The organism is Brevibacterium aurantiacum, from assembly GCF_003932995.1.
In the GTDB taxonomy this organism is placed as follows: domain Bacteria; phylum Actinomycetota; class Actinomycetes; order Actinomycetales; family Brevibacteriaceae; genus Brevibacterium; species Brevibacterium aurantiacum.
The window spans coordinates 2,596,024-2,616,352 of record NZ_CP025333.1 but is presented as its reverse complement, the minus strand read 5'-3'; the positions used below and the strand labels follow the sequence as shown (position 1 = coordinate 2,616,352).

The window sequence follows — 20,329 nt, the reverse complement described above, 5'->3', positions numbered from 1 at the left end:
TGGGGCCTCGATGACTCAGCTCACAGATGTGGGCACGGACCGGGATCCGGTGGAGCCGCCTCGGCGAGGGTGGGAGCCACAGGGGTGCCAGGACACGATCCGGACGAGTGGTCGAGCACGGAATCACAGGCGATAGACTTGAGCGCAGCAGACAAACGGCATTGAAGTACGCAGAAGATGCAGATTACGCAGATGAAGGACATTGATGACTGACCAGCTCGACCCATTGGACGAGTCGGCCGTGAATGCGGCCGTTGACGCGGCTCTGAGCGCATTCGCGGACGCACGCACCCTCGACGATCTCAAGGCCGCGAAGATCGAGTTCACGGGCGACAAGGCCCCGCTGGCGCTGGCCAACCGGGCCATCGGCGGACTCGACAAGGCCGATAAGGCCGCCGCCGGCAAGATCGTCGGTAAGTCCCGAGGACAGGTCAAGAAGGCTCTTGACGCCCGTCAGGCCGAGCTCGAAGCCGAACGCGATGCCGCGGTCCTCATCGAAGAGTCCATCGACGTCACCCTGCCCACCGACCGGAACCGCCTCGGCGCCCGTCATCCGCTGTCCCTCATCCAGGAACAGGCGTCGGACTACTTCATCGGCCTCGGCTGGGAAGTCGCCGAAGGCCCGGAGATCGAATCCGAATGGCTCAACTTCGACTCGCTCAACTTCGGGCCCGACCATCCTGCCCGCCAGATGCAGGACACGTTCTTCGTCGATCCGGCCGATGCCGGTCTCGTCCTGCGCACCCACACCTCGCCGGTGCAGTCGCGTTCGCTGCTGCAGCGCGGCGTCCCGCTCTACATCGTGTGCCCGGGCAAGACCTTCCGCACCGATGAGCTCGACGCCACCCACACCCCTGTCTTCCACCAGATCGAAGGCATCGCCATCGACAAGGGCCTGACCATGGCCAACCTGCAGGGCACCCTCGACGGATTCGCCCGCGAGATGTTCGGCCCGGAGTCGAAGACCCGCCTGCGCCCCAGCTTCTTCCCGTTCACCGAACCGAGCGCGGAAATGGACTTCTGGTTCCCCAACAAGGTCGGCGGGCCCGGCTGGATCGAATGGGGCGGCTGCGGCATGGTCCACCCCAATGTGCTCAAGGCCGCGGGCATCGACCCCGAGGTCTACCAGGGCTTCGCCTTCGGTATGGGCATCGAGCGCACCCTGATGCTGCGCGAAGGAATCAACGATATGCATGACATGGTCGAGGGCGATGTGCGCTTCTCGGCACGTTTCGGAATGAAGGCTTGATATGCGCGTCCCACTGAACTGGCTGGCCGACTACGTCGATCTCCCGGCCGATACGGATCCCCATGCCCTGGCCGCGGAATTCGCCGCGATCGGACTCGAGGAAGAGGACTTCTTCGGCCCCGAGATCACCGGGCCCCTCGTCGTCGGACGCGTCCTCGAACTTGTCAAGGAAGAGCACTCGAACGGCAAGACCGTCAACTGGTGCCGTGTCGACGTCGGCCCCGCACACAACGAAGATGCCGATGATCCGAAGGACCCGCAGCCCGGCGAGGAACGTCCCAGCCGCGGCATCATCTGCGGTGCCCACAACTTCGTCGTCGGCGACCTCATCGTCGCCTGCCTGCCCGGAGCCGTCCTGCCCGGTGATTTCCAGATCGCTGCGCGCAAGACCTACGGCCACAAGTCCGATGGCATGATCTGCTCGGCCAAGGAACTTGGCCTGGGTGAGGACCACGACGGCATCATCGTGCTGAAGAACCTCGGGCTCAGTGGCGAGCCCGGTGACGATGCGATCGCCCTCCTCGGACTCGACCAGGTCACCCTTGACGTCAACGTCACCCCTGACCGCGGCTACCAACTGTCGATGCGCGGCATCGCCCGCGAGTACGCGCAGATGAAGGGCCAGACCTTCACGGACATCGGATCCGCCGAGGTGGCCCCTACCAACGCTGCCACCGACGATGGTTTCCCGGTAACGATCGAGGACTCCAACCCCATCAACGAGGTGGCCGGCTGTGACCAGTTCACCGCCGTTCAGGTCACCGGACTTGATCCTCAGGCAAAGACCCCGTTCTGGATGCAACGTCGACTGCAACAGGCGGGCATGCGCCCGATCAGCCTGACCGTGGACGTGACGAACTACGTCATGCTCGAACTCGGCCAGCCGCTGCACGCCTACGACACCTCGCTGCTCGGCGACGAGATCGTGGTCCGCCGCGCCAACGCGGGGGAGAAGTTCACGACTCTCGACGATGTCGAGCGCGCGCTCGACTCCGAAGACCTGCTCATCACCGACCGCGGTGCAGATGGCCAGGGTGGGAAGATTATCGGCCTGGCCGGCGTCATGGGCGGCGCCGATGTCGAAGTCAACGATCAGACGACCGACGTCGTCATCGAGGCCGCTCACTTCGACCCGATCTCCATTGCTCGCACCTCCCGTCGCTACAAGCTGTCCTCGGAGGCCTCGCGTCGTTTCGAACGCGGCGTCGACCCGAAGCTCGGACCCGTGGCCGCACGTCGCTGCGCGGACCTGCTCGTCGAACTCGGCGGCGGAACGCTCAGCCCGGCGACCACGCAGGTCGGGCAAGCTCCCGAGCCGACTGTCATCGAACTCCCGGTCGAGCGCGTCGCCTCGCTCGTCGGAGTCCAGTACACAACCGCCGAGGTGACCGGACTGCTTGAAGGCATCGGCGCGACCATCGATGTCATCGGCAAGGACCGTCTGGCCGTGACCGTGCCCAGTTGGCGCACGGACATCACCGACGCTGTCGACCTCATCGAGGAAGTCGCCCGTACCGGCGGCTATGACCGCATCCCATCCATCCAGCCTGCCGCCAGGGCAGGCAAGGGACTGACGGTGGCGCAGAAAGCGCGGCGTCGGATCTCGAACCTGTTGGCCGCCGACGGGTTCACCGAGGTGCTGTCGTACCCGTTCACGAACGACAAGCGGGACGATCAGCTGCGGCTCGAGGCCGATGATGTGCGTCGGAAGCACGTGCGCCTGGCCAACCCGATGTCCGAAGACCTGCCGCTCATGCGCACCAACCTGCTCTCGACGCTGGTCGACCTCGTGGTTCGTAACCAGGGTCGCGGAGCGAAGGACGTTGCGCTGTTCGAGACAGGACTGGTGTCCACCTCGGCAGGTCTTCCTGAGGGTCCCGGGCCGCGTCACCTGCCCGGATATCACCCCACCGAGGCGGAACTCGATAAGATCTACGCCTCGGTGCCTCATCAGCCCTACCACTACGCGGGCATCATCTCCGGAAACGCCGAGATGCCCGGAGTCTGGGGCAAGGGCCGCAAGGCCGAGGCCACCGACGTCATCGACACCGTGCGCCGGATCGTTGCGGTCAATGGCCTCGAGGTCACCGTCGAAGCCGACCAGATCGCCCCGTGGCATCCGGGCCGTGCGGCGAAGTTTGTCCTCGCCGACGGTCAGGTGCTCGGTCATGCAGGTGAGCTGCACCCGAAGGTGTGCGAGAACCTTGGCCTGCCGGCACGGACGGTCGGATTCGAGATCGATCTTGACGCATTGCTGGCTCAGGAGGATCTGCGTGCCTGGGACGGTGCGCTGTCGACCTATCCGGTGTCGCGTCAGGATGTGGCGCTCATCGTCGATGCGGAACTGCCAACGCAGACTTTGGCCGCGACGTTGCGCGAAGGTGCGGGGGAGGAGCTCGAACTGCTCGAGACTTTTGACCTTTACACCGGGGACCAGCTGCCCGAGGGCAAGAAGTCGCTGGCGTTCCGCCTGACCTTCCGCGCCCCAGATCGCACGCTCAAGGCCGATGAGGCCTCGGCGATGCGTGAGGCGGCAACGAAGTTGGCCGCCGAACGTCACGGCGCCGAAGTCCGCAGCTGAGAACAGTGCGTAACAGTGCCCGGTCGACCGCTAGAGTGGTTCGACCGGGCTCTGTCGTATCTGCTCAGCGCATCGCGGCAGAGCGCACAAGAATGACCGAACACGCGGCCGTGAGCACTTGTCGTTCACATCACGACACCTGACTACCCGCACCAGATCACTACCGAGGAGTTCTGACATGTCCGAGAAGCTGCCTTACGGAACGAACCTGCCCACCGGCGACACCGCATCTGAAGCGACTGCGGTCCCGTCCGAGACGATCGCGCTCATCACCGGCGGCGCCCGCGGAATCGGACGCCACCTGTCGGAGGCGTTCGCGAAAGCCGGGTATGACGTGATCGTCACGGCCACCTCGGCGGAGAAGGCGGAAGCTGCGGCTGAAGAGATCGCTGAGGCGACCGGGGGAGCGGTGACCGGTGTCGGTCTGCGCACTGATGACATCACGGTGGTGAACCAGCTGCGTGACTCTGTCGCTAAACTCGAGAAATCGACGGGGAAGCGTCTGCAGGTGCTCATCAATAATGCCGGGCGCATCGAGTCGACCGAGGGGCCACTGTGGGATGCCGATCCGGAGAGCCTCAAGGGCGTCGTCGACGCGAACGTCACCGGGGTTGCGCTCATGATTAACGTCTTTGCACCCGTATTGATGGCGGGCGCCCAGGCGACCGGCCGTCCCAGCCGCATCATCGACCTCAACTCGGGATCGGGGGCGAAGGGCACGCCGGCGTATGCAGTGTACTCGGCGTCGAAGGCGTCACTGTTCCGTATTGCTGATTCGGTCGTTCACTTCGGCCACGACAAGGGTTTGCGAATCTTCGAGATGGCCCCCGGCGTCGTCGAGACGACCATGACGAAGTCGATGCCTGTCCACGATTTCCGTCAGGGCGACGACTGGACCTCACCCGAGAAGGTCACGGATCTCGCCGTGGCTCTGGCGTCGGGAACGCTGGATGCGTTCACCGGGCGGTATGTTCGCGCCGGTGCGGATTCAGAAGAGTCGTTGCTCGCCGAGGCGGATGGCGGACTGTCGGATGCGAACCGTCGGATGGTGCTTGGCTGAGATGGTTCCGGACGGGCCGTCGGGAGCGACGCGGCCGCTGCGGACTCTGCTCATCGACAATGCCGATTCGTTCACGCTCAATCTCTTTCATCTCCTCGCCGAAGTGAACGGGTGTGCTCCGACGCTCGTGCCCAATGACTGGGCCGAGTTCGAGATCAGCGTGCTCGAGGAGTTCGACAATGTCGTTATCTCGCCTGGGCCAGGAACACCGGAGAGGCCGGCCGATTTCGGAATCTGCGCCGAAGTCATCAAGCACTCGCCGATTCCTGTCCTTGGCGTATGTCTTGGTCACCAAGGGATCGCGCATGTGCACGGGGGAGTTGTGGCACATGCGCCGGAACCTCGGCACGGCCGGGTCTCCGCAATTCGCCATACGGGGACTGGACTGTTCGCCCGCATCCCGTTGCCGTTCTCCGCGGTGCGCTATCACTCGCTTGCGGTGACTGAACTGCCTTCTTGCCTGGAGGCGACCGCATGGTCTGAAGACGGGGTTGTCCAGGCACTGCGGCATCGGAGCAAACCGCAGTGGGGAGTTCAGTTCCACCCGGAATCGATCGCCTCGGACGAGGCTCGGACACTGCTGCAGAACTTCGCTGAGCTGACACTCGAATGGCACGGTTCGACACGGAGTGAGCCGAAAGACGGCGACCACGCCAGCCGGGAAGCTAAGAAGTCCGCGGAGTTTGGCCGGGACGGCCTTGACGCTCTTCGGCCCGACGTCCCCGCAGGGACGCGCACAGCCTTATCGCAGGCTCGGGCAAGCACCGACTTCCCTGGCCCACGGCGCCGATACGTCCTCGACACCGACGAACTGACGCAGTCGATCCCCGACGACCGTCTTTTCACCGAACTCTTCGGCAGCGAGCCCGAGGCCGTGTGGCTCGACGGGAATCTGCCCATCAACTCCTCCTCACGGTTCTCGATCATGGGCGCGCCGACAGGACCACTGAGCAAAATCGCGACCGCATCAGTGCCGGACGGAACAGTCACGGTCCAAAAGAGCGGAGCGGTCCGCTCTGGCATCGGATCCCGCCAAAAACCGGACGAACAGGCCGTCGTCATCGAAACCTCTGGCCTCTTCGACTGGCTCGAAGCCGAGCTCGCCAGCACGGAGGTCGAACTCTCCGGAACCAGGGCCGCGTTCACTACGATCAGCGAGGGCAGCCCTGATCTGCCGTTCGAGTTCCGGCTTGGATGGGTCGGCTACCTCGGCTACGAACTCAAAGCTGAGGTCGGCTCTCCGAACCGGCACGAATCTGACCCGCCTGACGCTGTCATGATGTTCCTCGACCGTGCTCTCGTCATCGACCATCACACCGACCGCATTTACCTCCTGGCGCTGCGTGGACCCGGCGACCCCGATGCCTTCGATGCGACAAAACAATGGTTTGACCAGACCCGAGCACGGATCGCATCGATCCCCACCGACGAACCCAGCGATGCCGATCAACGGAGAGCCGCCTCGGCGAAGGAAGACAGCACAACCCAAACTGAACGACATAACCCAACTCTGTCGGCTCGCCACAGTCAGCACGAATACCTCGACCTCATCGATCAGGTGCAGCAGAAGATTACCGACGGCGAGACGTACGAGGTGTGCCTGACGAACATTCTCGAAGGCACCGCCAACCCGCACGAAACTCCGCTGGATATGTATCTGCGGCTGCGCGAAGACAATCCGACGCCGTTCGGGGCGTTCATCCGCACGCGTGAAGCGGCGATTCTCAGCACGTCGCCGGAGCGGTTTCTGCGTATCGGTGCCGACGGTCGGGTCGAGTCGAAGCCGATCAAGGGCACTCGCCCCAGGGGAGCGAACCCGGACGAGGACGAAGCGATCAAGGCGGAGCTGGCCGCCTCGGTGAAGGATCGATCGGAGAATCTCATGATCGTCGATCTCGTGCGGCACGATCTCGGGCGCACGGCCGAGCTGGGATCCGTGCAGGTGGACACGCTGTTCGGGATCGAGTCGTATGCCACGGTGCATCAGATGGTCTCGACGGTGAGCTCGCGGTTGGCCGAGGCCGCCAGCCCGGTGGCGTGTGTACGGGCGGCGTTCCCGCCGGGGTCGATGACCGGGGCGCCCAAGTTGCGGACGATGGCGCTCATCGATGAGCTCGAGGCCGGAGCGCGTGGAGTGTACAGCGGCGCGGTCGGGTACTTTTCGTTGGATGGTGCCGTTGATCTCAGCGTCCTCATCCGCACGCTCGTGGTCCGTGACGAGGCGCTGCGGTATGGGGTCGGTGGAGCGATCGTCGCGCTGTCCGATTCCGACGAGGAGTATGCCGAGACCGAGGTGAAGGCAGCGCCGATATTGAGGTTGCTCGGCGGGGCTGAGTTCCCCGGGCGGGACGAAGCTCATGGTGAGGATCCGGTATCCGGTGGGTTGGTTGGCGCGGATGTGTCTGAGCGAACTGACACCGTCAACCTCCACACCACGATCCCCGCCGAGATGGCCCGACCGGCCGATTCCTTCGCGGCCGAGCACTCGGATGGAGTTGAACAATGAATGTGTGGCTGTGGAATCAGCGGGATCGCCGATTCGAAGAGCCGACGGAGGACATCAGCTCCTGGACGCTGGTGGCGGCTGACTCATGGTTCGTGGAGGACAGTCGGATGCGAGCGTTCGATCGCCACCAGGCCCGGTTCGCTCGCGCGGCTACCGAGGTGACAGTCGGTGAAGCGGTTACCGGTGACTTCTGGGCAGCGGTGCTAGAGAAGATACCGGCAACGGGGGAGTGGTTCCCTCGCGTCGACGTGCTCGAGGCTCCGTCTGGGTCTGAGCGGGAGTTGGCATTCCGTTTGCGGCCGGCTCCGAAGCGGACACGGGAACTGCGGGTACTCGTCCCGCCGTTTTCTGATCCTCGCGCCACTCCGGACTGCAAAGGCCCGGACATCGCGCTGCTTGAGGGTGTGAGGGCGGATGCCCGTGAACAGTATGGCTGTGACGAGGTGCTTCTCCTCAGCGCCGACGGGCATGTCATCGAAGGTGCGACGACGAGCTTGCTGTGGTGGGACGTCGACACATTGTGCGCACCGGATCCGGAGTTGGGCGCGCTATCTGGAGTGACCTCGGCGGTGATTCTCGAGGAGGCTCGCGCTCGGTCGATTCCAGTCGAATTTCGTCGGGTGCGGCCCGAGGAGCTCTTCGGGCACGAGGTGTGGCTGGTCAATGCGCTGCACGGTATTCGGCAAGTGAAAGAGTTCGTCGACAAGCGTGACGTTCACGACAGAGTGGTTCTCGGTGAAGAGGCTCCGCTAGTTCAAACGGCGCCTGACGACGGAAACGGTGAGAAAGCGGAGCGACTTCGACTTTGGCGTGAGTGGCTGGAAGCAGTTAGTGTTCCTCCCGGCATGTGAATACTGACAAGTCTGTCTGTGGTTAAGTCTGACAGACTTGTTTGCTTCTTAAGGGAGTTCTGTGACCGAAAGTTCACGGGTTGTCGCAACCACCAGCTACTCCGGTAGCGCGTTCGAACGTGAGTATTCGGTCACGGCGAAACATACTCCTTGGAAGACGACAGTCACGGCGGTCTCTATCGACGATGTCGAGTATCCGATCGGCAGACGGACCACATCAGACGGTGAGGATGCACCCGAAGTGGAGATCCGTGCTTCCGGGTGGTTGATGGCCCGGCTCAAAGTGCGTCGGCGCAGTGCCGACGGATCGATGGAGGCTCAAGAAGAGGTCTATGTGACCAGTGCCGTCGCCGGAAGTGCCGGTGAGGTCGAGGTGCGGAAGGACCTCGATGTTGTGCCGTTGCTGCCCGAGGACGGGAGTCGTTCAGAAGCGCGGGAGCGTCGACGGGCGGCACATCCGGAGAGATACGCCCTGGTCTCAGGGCTGACGATGCTGATCCGCTTGTTGCTTCCGCTGTTAGGCCTGGGCACCTTGTTCGCTTGGCTGTTCGACCCGATCATGCGGTGGATGACAGAAATCGTGTTGCCGTTGTTCGAGCCGTTTACTCAATGGCTGCAAGCAGTTTTCGCCCCGGTGGGCCAGTTCCTCGAGTGGCTGTTCAATCTGCTGTTCGGGTGGATCCCGGACATATCCCTGGGAGTCCCAGACTGGGTGACGACCACGTTGCGCATTGGGATGCTTGTCCTGCTCGCCTATTTCGCCAGTCGCAGCAACCTCAAGCGCCGCCAGAAGAAACTCGAAGAATCGCAGGCGGACAGCACCGGCGAGACAGCACCCGAGAGCGAAGGCGAACAGCGCCAGGATGATCGCCAGCGACAGCAGTCCTAAATCATTCTTTCCACTGCCTTGAGGGTCGCCGCTACGACGAGTAGGCAGATCCCCAGTGACAGGAGTCCGATCCACCACCATTTCAAGTTGCTGAATCTTCCGAGCAGAGTAGTCGCAATCGCACCCACGCTGAACCATGCGATGGTGGCCGGGACTCCGAAGAGCAGTGCCATGAACTGAATGTTGTCCTGCGGAGTGAGAACGCAGCCGAACCCTAACCCCGCGCATTGGCCGTCCGGAAGCGAATCAGGAGCCAGCAACCACTCATTGAAGAGTCCAATCGCCGCCAGGAGCCACGCTCCGACAATGACCAAGAACGCCTTCCAAGTATCGCTGCCGAGATTCGGGTGCCGTGGATTCGTCATGCATCGACTGTAGAGGGATGACAACCGACTTCGTTGCTCTCTGCCTCCGATGTTTACGGAGGGTTCACGTACTCACGCCTTTGTGAGTGCAGTCTCCTCCGCCATCATCCACTCCACGATCGCCGCCACACGTGAATCGACCGAGTCGATGGCCGGCAGGGGAGCGGTCTCCGGTGGGACCACGAGACCGATCTCCGTACATGAGTGCGTGACTGCCTCGACGCCGCACCAGCTTTACCACAACGCAGGCACCTTGTCCGGCGATGCGGAGATGCCCGGAGGCTGGGACAATAGCAGCAAGGCCGAAGCCTCGGGCGCTGTCTGACACCTTCCGCCAGATCGCTGAGACCAACAGACTCGATTTCACCGTCGAGACCGATCAGATCGCCACATGCGAACCGGAGTCGGGCTGCGCACCGATGACATCGCCGTGGTGAAAGCGCTGCGGGAGTCCGTGGCTGCGGTGGAGGCGGAGACGGGCAGGTGCCCGCAGGTGCTCATCAACAATGCTGGGCGGATCGAGTCGACGGAGGTGGCATTGTGGGACGCTGACCCTGAGAGCATCAAGGGTGTCGTCGAAGCGAATGTGGTCGGGGTTGCGTAGTTAATCAACGTGTTCGCTCCGGTGCTGATGGCAGGCAGGCGCCGAGGGCTGCCGTCCTAGCCGGATCATCGAACTCACCTTGGGTCAGGGCACGCCGGCGCAGGCAGTGTATTCGGCGTCGAAGGCGGCATTGTTCCGAATCGCCTATTCGATTGTTCGTTTTGGTCACGACAAGGGACTGAGGATCTTCGAGGTGGCTCCCGGTGTCGTCGAGACAGCGATGACGAAGTCGATGCCCGTCCACGTTTTCCGGCAAGGCGATGACTGGACCTCACCTGAGCCGGTTACAGGTCTTGCGTTGTCGTTGGGGCCCGCCCGCACCCTCGACAATGCCCCGGATGGCAATGAAGCGATCGAGCAGGTGTGGGAGCAGACGCCGGCGGTGACCTGCCACAACGAATTGGATCCCGGTACGTTCAATGCCACCGACGCCAGCGTCTGCTGCGCAAGCGTCTGGAAGTGCATGGCACCCAGCATCTGCCGCCGGTGCCCGGCACCGATAATCAGCCGAACGAGTTCTGCGACAGGTTTGTCCACTACCGTCCCGAAATGGCTCGGGGAGCCTATCTGGACGAGTACGACAGCCACGCCGAAGCTGTCGAGGCCGCAGATCGGACGTTCACCCCTGAGAGCATCTCACCGTCGGCTCAGGTCGAGGGCAAAGCGGCACTGGGCGATTGGATCTCGCACACTCTGGTGATGTCGCGGTGACCGGCGACGGCGAGGGATCGCGCACGACCGGCATGTGCTCTGTCGGGCAGGGTCTCGGTTCGTCCGGCCTCGGCGGTGTCGGCTTCGAGCAGCGCGGCACCGTTGGAATCGAAACAGAACTGGCAGCTGGTCGGCTTGATGGGGCGCAGTTGCGCTACTCGGACGGTCGCACCATGTGGCCGGAGACCGATTTCCGAGTCGGGGACGATGGCTCATTTGTGTGGGAGTAATGAAGCGGATTCAGCGATGAGGTTCGAGGTGCTGGCCCTTAGCGAAAATCACCGCCGAACCTGAGAGTTTACTCAACAACCAATTTCGTTGAAGGATAAATCTAATTCTCCTCAAATTGCGGATTCCATTGCGGAATTTGCGGCCTTTCGGGCAATTTGCCTTCCTAGATGCTATTGATGATCGACCTGACCCGAACGCCTGAATCGAACACAATCTTAACCACGAATGAATGACCTCGACGCGTCTTGTGGTTTTTCAATATTCAACAATTGCAATCCACTTTGAAGCCTGACAGTTTGTTTCACGTGCGAAGCGCACACTGGTGCGGAAGTTCCGTACTGGAATCAAGGAAGAAGGAGAAGCAAATGTCCACGCTAATTAGCAAGTTGCCTCCAGCGGTTTCGACTGACTCTTCGAAGATTGTGTCTGAGGTTCAGGCGTTCGAGCCCACGGCCGCACGCTGCTCCTGCACGACCCTCCCGTGCTGCTGCTGCTCGGGCGGATGATTCCGTAAGAAGTTGCTGGGCATCCGGCGCTGATTCAGGTCGGGTGCCCAGCAGTTTCACACGGCCAACTAGCCTCGAAAATCTACGCACCTGGAGGCGTGAAGCGTGCTTCTCATTGCCATTGCGACTGCCGAAATTCTGTTCTGGGTACTACTGGTGGCCGGCCTGCTGGTGCGATATGCGCTCAAGGCGCCACGCATCGGAGCGGGATTGCTCCTAGCCACTCCGGTTGTCGACTTAGCCCTATTGATTCTCACCTATATCGACCTCAGTACGGGACGATCATCGAACTTCCTACATGGTCTTTCTGCCATCTACATTGGCTACTCAATCGCGTTGGGGCCGACGATCATCAAATCTCTCGATAAGAAGATCGCCAAGCGGTTCGGTCGGCCCGTTAATGCAGATGCTGACGAGTCCGCGCACCAGACTGCCTTGTCTACCTGGCGGCGCACCTGTCTCGCATCACTGATTAGCCTCATCCTTCTCGGTCTCGGCATAATCGTTGCTGGCATTCAAGGGTCGTTTTGGCTGATCTATTGGGCGATTGTTGCGGTGTTCATTCCTGCAATGTGGTGGTTCATCGGGCCGCGACGAGCGAAGAAGGCCGAGGCCCGGAGACGAGCGGGTGATCCCTCCTTCCGCGCCGGGAACCCTGCGGTGGCGGACTAGTTGTGGGTAATACATCTGATCTGAGGCCGGAGGTTGACTCTTCTCGAGAACGCGCCCGCTGTTGGTATCAACAGCCTGACCTTGTGCCGATTGCCCGAGCGCACGACGCGAAAGTCGAACCGCTCTATTCCGCCTTTGTCGCCGACAAGATCGCAGACCTCGGCCTCGACACTCCTGACATCATCGACATCGGCTGCGGAGAGGGCATCCTCGCAACGCTTATCGACGATTTCAACAGCTATATTGGGATTGATCCAGACGGCTCCGACTTGCATACCAATACAGTCAAGAGCCCCGACAACGTGCAGTTCGTTCGAGCAAGCGTCGAGGGTATCCCCTCAACTGTGCATTGTGCAGACATCATCGTTTCATCTCTCAATGTTGCACTCTGGGACGACCCGGCTCGCCGTTGCGCTGAACTGCGCGGACGACTCCGCCCAAGCGGGCATCTGCTCATCGTCGACCTCATGCGCGTCGGCCCTCGCCTCATGCGTTCAGCCGATGAAAAGTTGAGCCAGTTCCTCATTGACCAGCACAACGTTTCACTTACGCGCGAAGATGTCGACGCCATTTGCCGAACTTCGCTTCCGGGCGCTGACGTATCAATATTCGAAGACAAAAGCGATGCGATCGTTCCGTCAGACGGCGCCACCTCGAACTACGGCAACCTGTTCCTTATCCACTACCGGAAGGCATAAACGTGACAGTCACCTACATCGGGTCTCGACAACACATCGCTGAGCTCGTCGGCGATTTCGGCGGAGCCAAATCCGTCGCAGTGGTCGACGCAGTGACGCTCAACCGGGAAGAGTTGAGGGAACAGTTAGGCGCTGCAGCAAGCTCAGATGCTCGATTGCTGATCCGCCCAGAGCGAGTCGCCGAAAGTATCTCTGAAAGGGCCGCGGACTACATTTCGTGGCAGGACGACATTGAATCCACGTTGTCGGAGTTCGGTGGAGCCCAGGTACTCAATCTCCCCCGATCCGCCGAAGACTGGGACGATGACATAGACCAGACTATTGAGTACAGGGCCTTCTGCCTCGTTGAACCGGCCAAACAGATCAGCCTCATCAGCCGGCGTCAGCGCAACGAACTGGTGCAAGCTGCGCTCCAGTCCACTTCTTCAGGAAGTCCTGTTCGTTCAAGCGGGGTGCCTTCGACCGTCCCTGCGAAATCGGTCATCGAAGCCCTGAAATCTGAACTCGGCCAGCACACCGCCTCGGAGGGCGTGAAACCCGTTGATCTCTATGACGTCATGGTTGCTTCGGGAATGGCCCCCGACCTGAGCGAACGCGTGATCGCCGCTCAGCAACTCGTCGTGTCGAAAGAGCCAGGCGACGAATCCAATTGCGCGGAAGCCATCGAAGACCTCCGAACCTATGTCAACGCCAAAAAAGAAATGAGGCAATGATAGTGACTGAATCTCAGATCTATCAGGTCAATCCAGACCTTCGGGTCTCCCGCAACAGCGATCGCGTCGTTATCGAAGCCGCGGCGAACACCTACAGTCTGTCCGATGACGCTCTTTGGCCCTTCATCTCAGAAGTGATGTCAACAAACGAAGAGTTGACCGCTCCGAATTCGAGTGACGACCTTGCAGAAAGTGACATCGACAGGCTCCAATCAGCGTTTGAGATCCTTGCTGAGTCCGAAATTCTCGTGTCGTCCGAGCGCACCCGTTGGCCGGACACAATCGTGTCGCTGGCGAATCGCAGTGGTGGTCTCGTCACTTTCGAAGACATCGCCGAGCGGCTGAAGACGGCCTCTGTGACCATCGTCGACAGAAGCGGTTCGTCTGTTGTGGAACACCTGAAATCGCTATTAAAACTGTACCCGATTGCGGAACCCCAGGTCGTTGCTGAGCTGCCGACCGACGCATTGGCAGACTTAATGCTCGTCGTTGCTTCCGACGAGCATGATCCGATCCTCGATGCCGCAAACTCAATGGCGCTTGATTCCGAGATTCGGGTTTGGGCACCGGTCACACCTGCTCGCGGCGGTCGATTCCGGGTCGGCCCCTGGTTCTACCCGAACCAGTCTGCCTGCTACAAGTGCCTGCGCCTGCGCGCCGGCAGTACCATCCGCGAACCTGTACTTGCTGATATCGAGAGGAACGGTCAGTCCGCCCCTTCTCGACAAGACCGCTTCGACAGTCAGCCTGCAATGACTTCCATGATGGTGTCGATATTGGCGGACGCCATGCTGACCCATCTCGCGCTCGACGGAGCTCAAGGGCAGGCACCTGTCGGCGGTTTCGTCGATGTGACGTACGGGCTAGAGGGCTTTGAAATGTCGAACCACCGCGTATTGCGAGTCCCGCGCTGTCCAGAGTGCTCTCCAACGTCTGGAACGGGATACCCGCAGATCTGGTATCACGAGGAGTGAAATGACTACCCATACCGAGACACGACGCACTTCACTGACCGAACTACCGTCGGGCAACCGCTGGGCCACGCTGAAAGATGGGCTGCAGCGGGCACGCTTACTGGTATCGGATCGCGTCGGAATAGTCAGCCGAGTCTTTGAAAAGGTTCACGATATTGACGATTCGTACTGCTACGCCATCGGTTCCGAGACTGCTGACGGCGAGCACCTGATCGGTTCGTCGAACAATAAATTCAACGGTGGTGGCGCCATCTCGGAGGTCGGCACATACCTTGCTGCAGTTGGTGAGTGTGTCGAGCGATATAGCGGAGCGTGGGTTCCCTGGGACAGACTGCGAAAGGCCAGCTACGCGACTTTGAGTCAGGAAAAGACGCCCGGTGTCCATCCTGATCTGTGGACGCCATTTCATCCGCGTCAGTTCGACGACCCGAATTTCGACTACAGTCCGTTCACCGGTGACGTGGAGATGCATTGGTCGCCAATGGAAGACCTCGCCTCTGGGAAAGAAGTGTGGGTGCCTTCTCAGATGCTGTATCTGTATCCGACTGATCCACATCACGAACGATCTGCAGTGGGATATGCGACCAGCAACGGCCTGGCATTCCATTCGACCCCGGCAGAGGCGATCCTCGGCGGACTCTACGAATTGATCGAACGTGACGCATTCATGATTACGTGGCATTCGAAGCTCTCAATGCCTCTTATCGACATCGACTCCCACTCTGAGCTGTCGAAGTTCATGGGTCGTTACGTTGCGCCATCAGGGGTAGACGTTCATTTGGTCGACCTATCACAAATATCCAACATCCCGTCCGTGCTGGCAGTGGCAATCAACCGCCACACAGAGCATGCTCCCGTCGCGTTGGGCGCGGCGGCCGGCCCCAGTCTGCTTGCTGCCGCTAAAGACGCCGCAATCGAGTGCTTACAGACGCGAAATTGGGTTAAGGCTGAGCAGCGGGACGGAAACGCACTCGATCCGGACACACACGACCTTGCAGATGAGATTCGCTCCTTCGACGACCACATCAGGTTCTATGCGAATTCCAAAGCCCTCGACCGAGTGAACTTCCTCATTTCGTCAGAAGAGCGAACTGATGTCTCAACTGGCCCGGACTTCGCTGGCGACACGCCGAACGAAGAGATTCGTCGCCTCGTTTCAGCACTGAACGCACAAGGTATTGACGCGTTCGCTGCAGATCTGACCAGCCCCGATGTGATGGAAGCACGTGGGGCAGTGTTCAAGGTATTTAGCCCGCAGATGCAGATGCTCGATGTCGGATTCCACCGGCGCTTCCTCGGGTGTGAACGCCTGCGCACACGCGCACGTGAACTCGGGTTCCGATCTGCCGATATGAGTTACGAAGACTTCAATCCACTTCCCCACCCGTTTCCCTGAGGAAGGACTCCCTTGACATCAGCAGCCGAAGCAAGCCACAGCGCTAATCTCCGAGAGATCGTCTACAACACGGGCGTGCCGGAAGCTTTCGACCCCAGCGAAGACTACTTCGAAGCATCGAAGCTCACCAGGGATGGGTTGGCCTGGGAAACTCCCGGAATTCCTCCCCTTTTGCAGTCTCCGGAACTGCAGAAGATGAGCCAGCGTGCCTCGAGGCGTTACAGCTCTAGACCTTTCACAGATCTCGGTGAGGCCGAAGAGCTTCCAAATAGATTGGACTCTCTCCTTCGCACCCGACGCTCTTGTCCGCAGTTCGGTGGTGGAAAACTGTCGTTGACCTCGATTCATCAGATTCTCCATCACTCGTACGGCGCCTATCCTTTCGACCATGGGCATCAGTCACGCAGAAACGTCCCGTCTGGTGGCGCACTCTACCCACTCGATCTGTATCTTGTGTCCCGCAATGTCGATTCGCTGAAAGCTGGTTCGCTTCACCATTTCGACCCGTACCGCCACGGAATCGCGCATATACGTGACGGCGTAGATCTAGACGCCTTGGGAGAAGCACTTCTGCTGCCTGAGGTTGCTCAGGATGCGTCGGCGTTCATCATCATCAGCGCGACGTTCTGGCGTAGCCGGTTCAAATACGCCCAACGAGCACTTCGCTTCTGCCTCATGGAATCCGGACATGTGGCTCAGAACCTCGTCACGGTGGCGACGAGCATCGACGTCCAATCCCGAGTGTTCGGCGGGTTCATGGACAACGAGATCAACGAAATCCTTCCCGACCACAACGGGGTTGACGACGCCGCCCTATACGTTGTGCTTTTAGGCGCTGAGAATTGAGCTCACTGTCAAAACTCTTACATGTGGGTTGGACTCTCAAGGGGCCGGATCTGTTGAGTCACGCGCGAATGCGCCAACCGAGCGTGTTCCGACCTTCTGCAAGCTGGTATCACGACTACCCAACTGCAATCATCGCGTGCCTGTCACTATCAGAAGATCCTGCGCGGGAACGACGCTCTAAACTCGCTGACCGGCACTGCCTTATCGGGCTAGGAGCCGGTATGGCATGGCACATCCTCAGCGTCTTCGCTCTGGCCCGCAGGGTTCCCCGCTATCGGCTCCCGCCGCATTCTCGATCAGAGGTACGTGATCTCATTGCCGTTGCCGCTGCCGAAGAGGTGATCTGGCGGAAAGACGGAGACCTTTGGGAAACGCTTCTTATCAGCGTCGGATTCGGATGCACACATCTGAAAATAGGGTCGGTTGCAGGAAGTGTCCACATGGGAGTGTTCTGTCTTGTCTCCAGATGGCTCGAGTCACGTTATGGGCTGACAGCATCGGTATTGTTTCACAGCGCCTATAATCTTGCCCACGCCTGCGACCTCGGCAGGAAAACTCAGTGATCGCATGATCAGTCCCAGCTCACTGAGCAGACCGAAGCGCGGCTGCGTTCTGAGCTCATAAAGCCACATACATTGAGGACATGCGCGTATTTCCGAAGTTCAATCGCAACTTCAATCGCATCCCCAAAGGTGGCGAGTTCGCCGAGTATGAGCGCGGTGAGCTTGCATGAGGCCCGGTGCTCGGCGATGCAGAGGTCATATTATCGGACGTCAGTGAGGCCTCTGGCGCCAGCGGACGGCCATGATCAAGTGCTAGCAGGCCAGCATCCGGTCGACGGGGGTGCCCCTATGTTTTAAATCAAGGGTTAGCGACCAGATCTTGCAAGAACATTTGCTCAGGGTCGAATGGCCGGGGCGATCGGTCCGGGAACCATCTCCCGGACTTATCAGGAACCTCACTACGATTCGGTTCAGGCAGCAGTCGCCACCACGGATGCGTGAAAGTAGGCACCATCTCGCATAATGACAGCTGATGAGGTTGACAATGAATGTGTATGAATTGCCTTCACCTTATCTGAAGATTGAGGATGGAGTATCTCCTGATTGGCAGTGAGCGGCTTGTTGGGAGGACACTGAAGGTGGACTTCACTCCGCTATCATCCACTCCACAATCGCGGCGACGTGTGCGTCGACGGAGTCGATGGCCGGCAGGGGAGCGGTTTCCGGGGGAACCAGCAGGCCAATCTCCGTGCATGAGAGTGCGACTGCGTCAGCCCCGCGAGCCTTGAGGTCGTTCATGATCTCCGCATACCGTGCCCGCGATTCATCCGTGAAGACTCCCTGCGTGAGCTCGTCGAAGATGATCTGGTCGACCTCAATGCACGTGTCCTCATCGGGAACCAGCGTGCGAATGCCTTGCGACTCGAGCCTTCCCGTGTAGAAGTCATCGAGCATCGTCCACTTTGTGCCCAGCACTGCCAGCGTCGAATAGCCCTGACTCTTCGCCACTGTCGCGATCGAATCGACGATATGGATGAGCGGCACGTCGACGGCAGCCTCAATGGCTGGAGCGCACTTATGCATGAGGTTCGTCGCGATCGCGACCGCCTCGGCGCCGCCATCGACGAGGCGCTGCGCCGTCGCGACGAGCGACTCATTCGTGCCTGCCCAATCCTCGGCGATCTGCATTTCCCGGATATCGGCGAAGTCCGTCGAATCAAGGAGGATCCGCGCCGAATGATGACCGCCGAGCTGACCAGCCACCGCCTCATTGATCTTCGTGTAGTACTCGATGCTCGAATGCCAACTCATTCCACCCAGCAGACCGATCCTGCGCATCTTCCACTCCTCGTCATTACGAAACCAGCTACACCATCCAGTCTGACTCCATCGATACACGCTCGGTAGACCCAGTTCCCACTGCTCTGACATAAGCTGGACTTATGTCTTCCGTGTTCGAACACGCTCTCACTCTCGGCGAACCCAAACGGCTCCTTATTTTCGGCGCCATCGCCGAAGCCGGCAGCATCGGCGCAGCCGCCCGCACCCTCGGCTGGTCCCAGCCAGCCCTGTCCCAACACATGACCGCCCTCGAAAAGGACCTCGGCGTCACCCTCTTCGACCGCACCCCTCGCGGCATCCGTCTGACCACCGCCGGCCAGCTCGCCCGCATCCGCTCAGGCGAAGTAGCTGCCTCGGTGACGGGACTGCGCAGCGATCTCGCCAAAGCCTTCGGCCTCGGTGGACGCAACGTCCGGCTGGCCGGATTCCCCAGCTTCGTCATCGGCCCCCTGGCTGCAGCCCTCGGTCGACTCGAAGCGAACGCCGGCAGTGGAACAGACTCGCCACTGCACCACTCCTACGAAGTGTCCGAGGCCGAACCACCCGAAGCGCTGCGCCTGCTCGACGATGGCGCCATCGACATCGCGTTCCTCTTCCACCACGAAGACGAAACACCACCCGAACTGCCCGGACACACCACCGTCGACCTCGGGGCCGACCACCTCGACCTCCTCGTCCCCGAACGCTGGAACCGAGCCGGCCAGATCCAACACCTCACCGACGTCGCCGACCTGCCCTGGATCATGGGCTGTGTGCGCTGCCGGTCCACCGCCGAACGCCTCTGCCGGCACGCCGGCTTCGAACCCCGCACCCGCCACATCACCGACAACCCCGGCGCCATCCAATCGCTCGTCTCCAATGGACTCGGTGTCGCCCTCCTGCCCCGCAGCGCCCGCCGCTACTCGAAGGTCGGCGGCATCGACCCCATCGCCCTTCAAGAAGCCGGCGCCCGCCGGGTGACCGCGATGATGCCCGACAGCCTGGCCGCCGCTTCCGAGATCGACGACCTCCTCGACGCACTCCGCGCAGTCGAAGTCACACCGAACTCCGGCGCCGAACCCGCGCCAGAGAGCTACAGTGACTCGTGATGTTCACTTTCAACAGAGTCCTCGACCGGTGGCTGACGGTCACCACGGCCGCCGCCGTCATCGTCATGATGCTCCACATCGTCACCCACGCACTCGCGCGGTCCCTCTTCGACGCCCCGATCTACGGCACCAACGAGATCGTCGAATACTGGTACCTACCGATCGTGGCTCTGCTCGGCATCCCCGCCGCCCAGCTGCAGAAGGAACACATCACCGTGACCATGGCCATCGAACGGGCCAGGCCCGCCACCGCCGCGGTATTCACGATCTTCGCGTGCATCCTCGGCGCGCTCGTCTCGCTCGCGTTCGCCTGGTTCGGTCTCACCAGGGCACTGGAGTACATGGCGATCGGGCAGACCGCCGACGTCTCCGACGTCATCACCTGGCCGGTGTACTTCCTCGTGCCCATCGTGTTCGTTCTCCTGGCCGTGCTCTACGTCCTCGACGCTGCCGTCATCGCCCGCACCGGGCAGCCCGACCCAGACCTGGTCACCGACGAACCCGCCGAACACGGCCTCGAGACCCGGACCTACTGAGGCGGCCGA

Annotated in this window: 21 protein-coding genes and 1 pseudogene; 20 read left to right on the top strand and 2 right to left on the bottom strand. The window is 61.0% G+C overall.

The features are described from left to right. Positions 1 to 205: 205 nt before the first annotated feature. From pheS to CXR25_RS11980, 6 genes are all read left to right on the top strand, one after another. Positions 206 to 1,249, top strand: coding sequence for a phenylalanine--tRNA ligase subunit alpha (gene pheS / locus CXR25_RS12005; RefSeq protein WP_125240588.1), 1,044 nt, complete (start codon positions 206 to 208; stop codon positions 1,247 to 1,249). 1 nt (position 1,250) lies between these two features. Next, the gene (gene pheT, locus CXR25_RS12000) at positions 1,251 to 3,830 is read left to right on the top strand and encodes a phenylalanine--tRNA ligase subunit beta (protein WP_125240587.1); all 2,580 of its coding nucleotides are present in this window, start codon (positions 1,251 to 1,253) and stop codon (positions 3,828 to 3,830) included. Between the two features lie 178 nt (positions 3,831 to 4,008). Beyond that, positions 4,009 to 4,890 (top strand): SDR family oxidoreductase, encoded by an 882-nt coding sequence (locus tag CXR25_RS11995; RefSeq protein WP_009884148.1) that lies wholly within the window; start codon positions 4,009 to 4,011, stop codon positions 4,888 to 4,890. A gap of 1 nt (position 4,891) precedes the next feature. Next, a complete protein-coding gene (gene pabB, locus CXR25_RS11990) occupies positions 4,892 to 7,396 on the top strand; it encodes an aminodeoxychorismate synthase component I (RefSeq protein WP_164513889.1) in 2,505 nt (834 codons plus the stop codon). After that, positions 7,393 to 8,247, top strand: a complete 855-nt coding sequence (locus tag CXR25_RS11985; protein ID WP_125178210.1) for an aminotransferase class IV — start codon at positions 7,393 to 7,395, stop codon at positions 8,245 to 8,247. The genes pabB and CXR25_RS11985 overlap by 4 nt, the downstream gene beginning before the upstream one ends. Positions 8,248 to 8,308: 61 nt before the next feature. Next, on the top strand, positions 8,309 to 9,136 hold the full coding sequence (locus CXR25_RS11980) for a hypothetical protein (protein ID WP_125240586.1): 828 nt from the start codon (positions 8,309 to 8,311) through the stop codon (positions 9,134 to 9,136). On the opposite strand, the gene CXR25_RS11975 is transcribed toward CXR25_RS11980, so the two are convergent. Continuing rightward, entirely contained in the window at positions 9,133 to 9,501 is a 369-nt protein-coding gene (locus tag CXR25_RS11975; RefSeq protein ID WP_114320271.1) for a hypothetical protein, read from the bottom strand. The two genes, CXR25_RS11980 and CXR25_RS11975, sit on opposite strands and share 4 nt — an antisense overlap. A gap of 82 nt (positions 9,502 to 9,583) precedes the next feature. Here CXR25_RS11975 and CXR25_RS18660 point away from each other — a divergent pair, with 82 nt between their 5' ends. The 12 genes and pseudogenes from CXR25_RS18660 (at position 9,584) to CXR25_RS11925 (ending at position 16,852) form a co-directional block, all read left to right on the top strand. Further along, the gene (locus tag CXR25_RS18660; protein ID WP_164513966.1) at positions 9,584 to 9,826 is read left to right on the top strand and encodes a hypothetical protein; all 243 of its coding nucleotides are present in this window, start codon (positions 9,584 to 9,586) and stop codon (positions 9,824 to 9,826) included. 66 nt (positions 9,827 to 9,892) lie between these two features. Beyond that, on the top strand, positions 9,893 to 10,105 hold the full coding sequence (locus tag CXR25_RS19040; protein WP_241212333.1) for a Rossmann-fold NAD(P)-binding domain-containing protein: 213 nt from the start codon (positions 9,893 to 9,895) through the stop codon (positions 10,103 to 10,105). A 106-nt stretch (positions 10,106 to 10,211) separates the two neighbouring features. After that, positions 10,212 to 10,277: pseudogene (locus CXR25_RS19035) on the top strand (hypothetical protein); the annotation flags it as partial. Positions 10,278 to 10,564: 287 nt separating this feature from the next. After that, complete coding sequence (locus tag CXR25_RS19030) at positions 10,565 to 10,816, top strand: hypothetical protein (RefSeq protein WP_240516326.1); 252 nt, start codon at positions 10,565 to 10,567, stop codon at positions 10,814 to 10,816. Further along, entirely contained in the window at positions 10,783 to 11,046 is a 264-nt protein-coding gene (locus CXR25_RS11960) for a hypothetical protein (RefSeq protein WP_096157215.1), read from the top strand. Before CXR25_RS19030 ends, CXR25_RS11960 begins: the two co-directional genes overlap by 34 nt. A 366-nt stretch (positions 11,047 to 11,412) precedes the next feature. Next, a complete protein-coding gene (locus CXR25_RS19395; protein WP_081448609.1) occupies positions 11,413 to 11,553 on the top strand; it encodes a plantazolicin family TOMM peptide in 141 nt (46 codons plus the stop codon). A gap of 105 nt (positions 11,554 to 11,658) precedes the next feature. Then, the gene (locus CXR25_RS11950; protein WP_009884138.1) at positions 11,659 to 12,225 is read left to right on the top strand and encodes a hypothetical protein; all 567 of its coding nucleotides are present in this window, start codon (positions 11,659 to 11,661) and stop codon (positions 12,223 to 12,225) included. A gap of 83 nt (positions 12,226 to 12,308) precedes the next feature. Continuing rightward, complete coding sequence (locus tag CXR25_RS11945) at positions 12,309 to 12,923, top strand: class I SAM-dependent methyltransferase (RefSeq protein WP_009884137.1); 615 nt, start codon at positions 12,309 to 12,311, stop codon at positions 12,921 to 12,923. Positions 12,924 to 13,003: 80 nt separating this feature from the next. Next, positions 13,004 to 13,636, top strand: a complete 633-nt coding sequence (locus CXR25_RS11940; RefSeq protein WP_206430632.1) for a hypothetical protein — start codon at positions 13,004 to 13,006, stop codon at positions 13,634 to 13,636. Then, positions 13,633 to 14,610, top strand: a complete 978-nt coding sequence (locus tag CXR25_RS11935) for a TOMM precursor leader peptide-binding protein (protein ID WP_009884135.1) — start codon at positions 13,633 to 13,635, stop codon at positions 14,608 to 14,610. The genes CXR25_RS11940 and CXR25_RS11935 overlap by 4 nt, the downstream gene beginning before the upstream one ends. A 1-nt stretch (position 14,611) precedes the next feature. After that, positions 14,612 to 16,006, top strand: coding sequence for a YcaO-like family protein (locus tag CXR25_RS11930; RefSeq protein ID WP_009884134.1), 1,395 nt, complete (start codon positions 14,612 to 14,614; stop codon positions 16,004 to 16,006). A gap of 12 nt (positions 16,007 to 16,018) precedes the next feature. Next, positions 16,019 to 16,852 carry a SagB/ThcOx family dehydrogenase gene (locus CXR25_RS11925; protein ID WP_009884133.1) on the top strand — a complete coding sequence of 278 codons (834 nt, stop codon included), beginning with the start codon at positions 16,019 to 16,021 and terminating at the stop codon, positions 16,850 to 16,852. 1,148 nt (positions 16,853 to 18,000) lie between these two features. Here CXR25_RS11925 and CXR25_RS11915 read toward each other — a convergent pair. Next, positions 18,001 to 18,693, bottom strand: coding sequence for an aspartate/glutamate racemase family protein (locus tag CXR25_RS11915; protein ID WP_009884130.1), 693 nt, complete (start codon positions 18,691 to 18,693; stop codon positions 18,001 to 18,003). 104 nt (positions 18,694 to 18,797) lie between these two features. Between CXR25_RS11915 and CXR25_RS11910 the strand changes: the two genes are divergently transcribed. Together CXR25_RS11910 and CXR25_RS11905 are read left to right on the top strand one after the other, a co-directional pair. Further along, on the top strand, positions 18,798 to 19,784 hold the full coding sequence (locus CXR25_RS11910; RefSeq protein ID WP_009884129.1) for a LysR family transcriptional regulator: 987 nt from the start codon (positions 18,798 to 18,800) through the stop codon (positions 19,782 to 19,784). Continuing rightward, positions 19,784 to 20,320: a TRAP transporter small permease gene (locus tag CXR25_RS11905; RefSeq protein WP_009884128.1), complete on the top strand. Its 537-nt coding sequence runs from the start codon at positions 19,784 to 19,786 to the stop codon at positions 20,318 to 20,320. The genes CXR25_RS11910 and CXR25_RS11905 overlap by 1 nt, the downstream gene beginning before the upstream one ends. Positions 20,321 to 20,329: the final 9 nt, after the last annotated feature.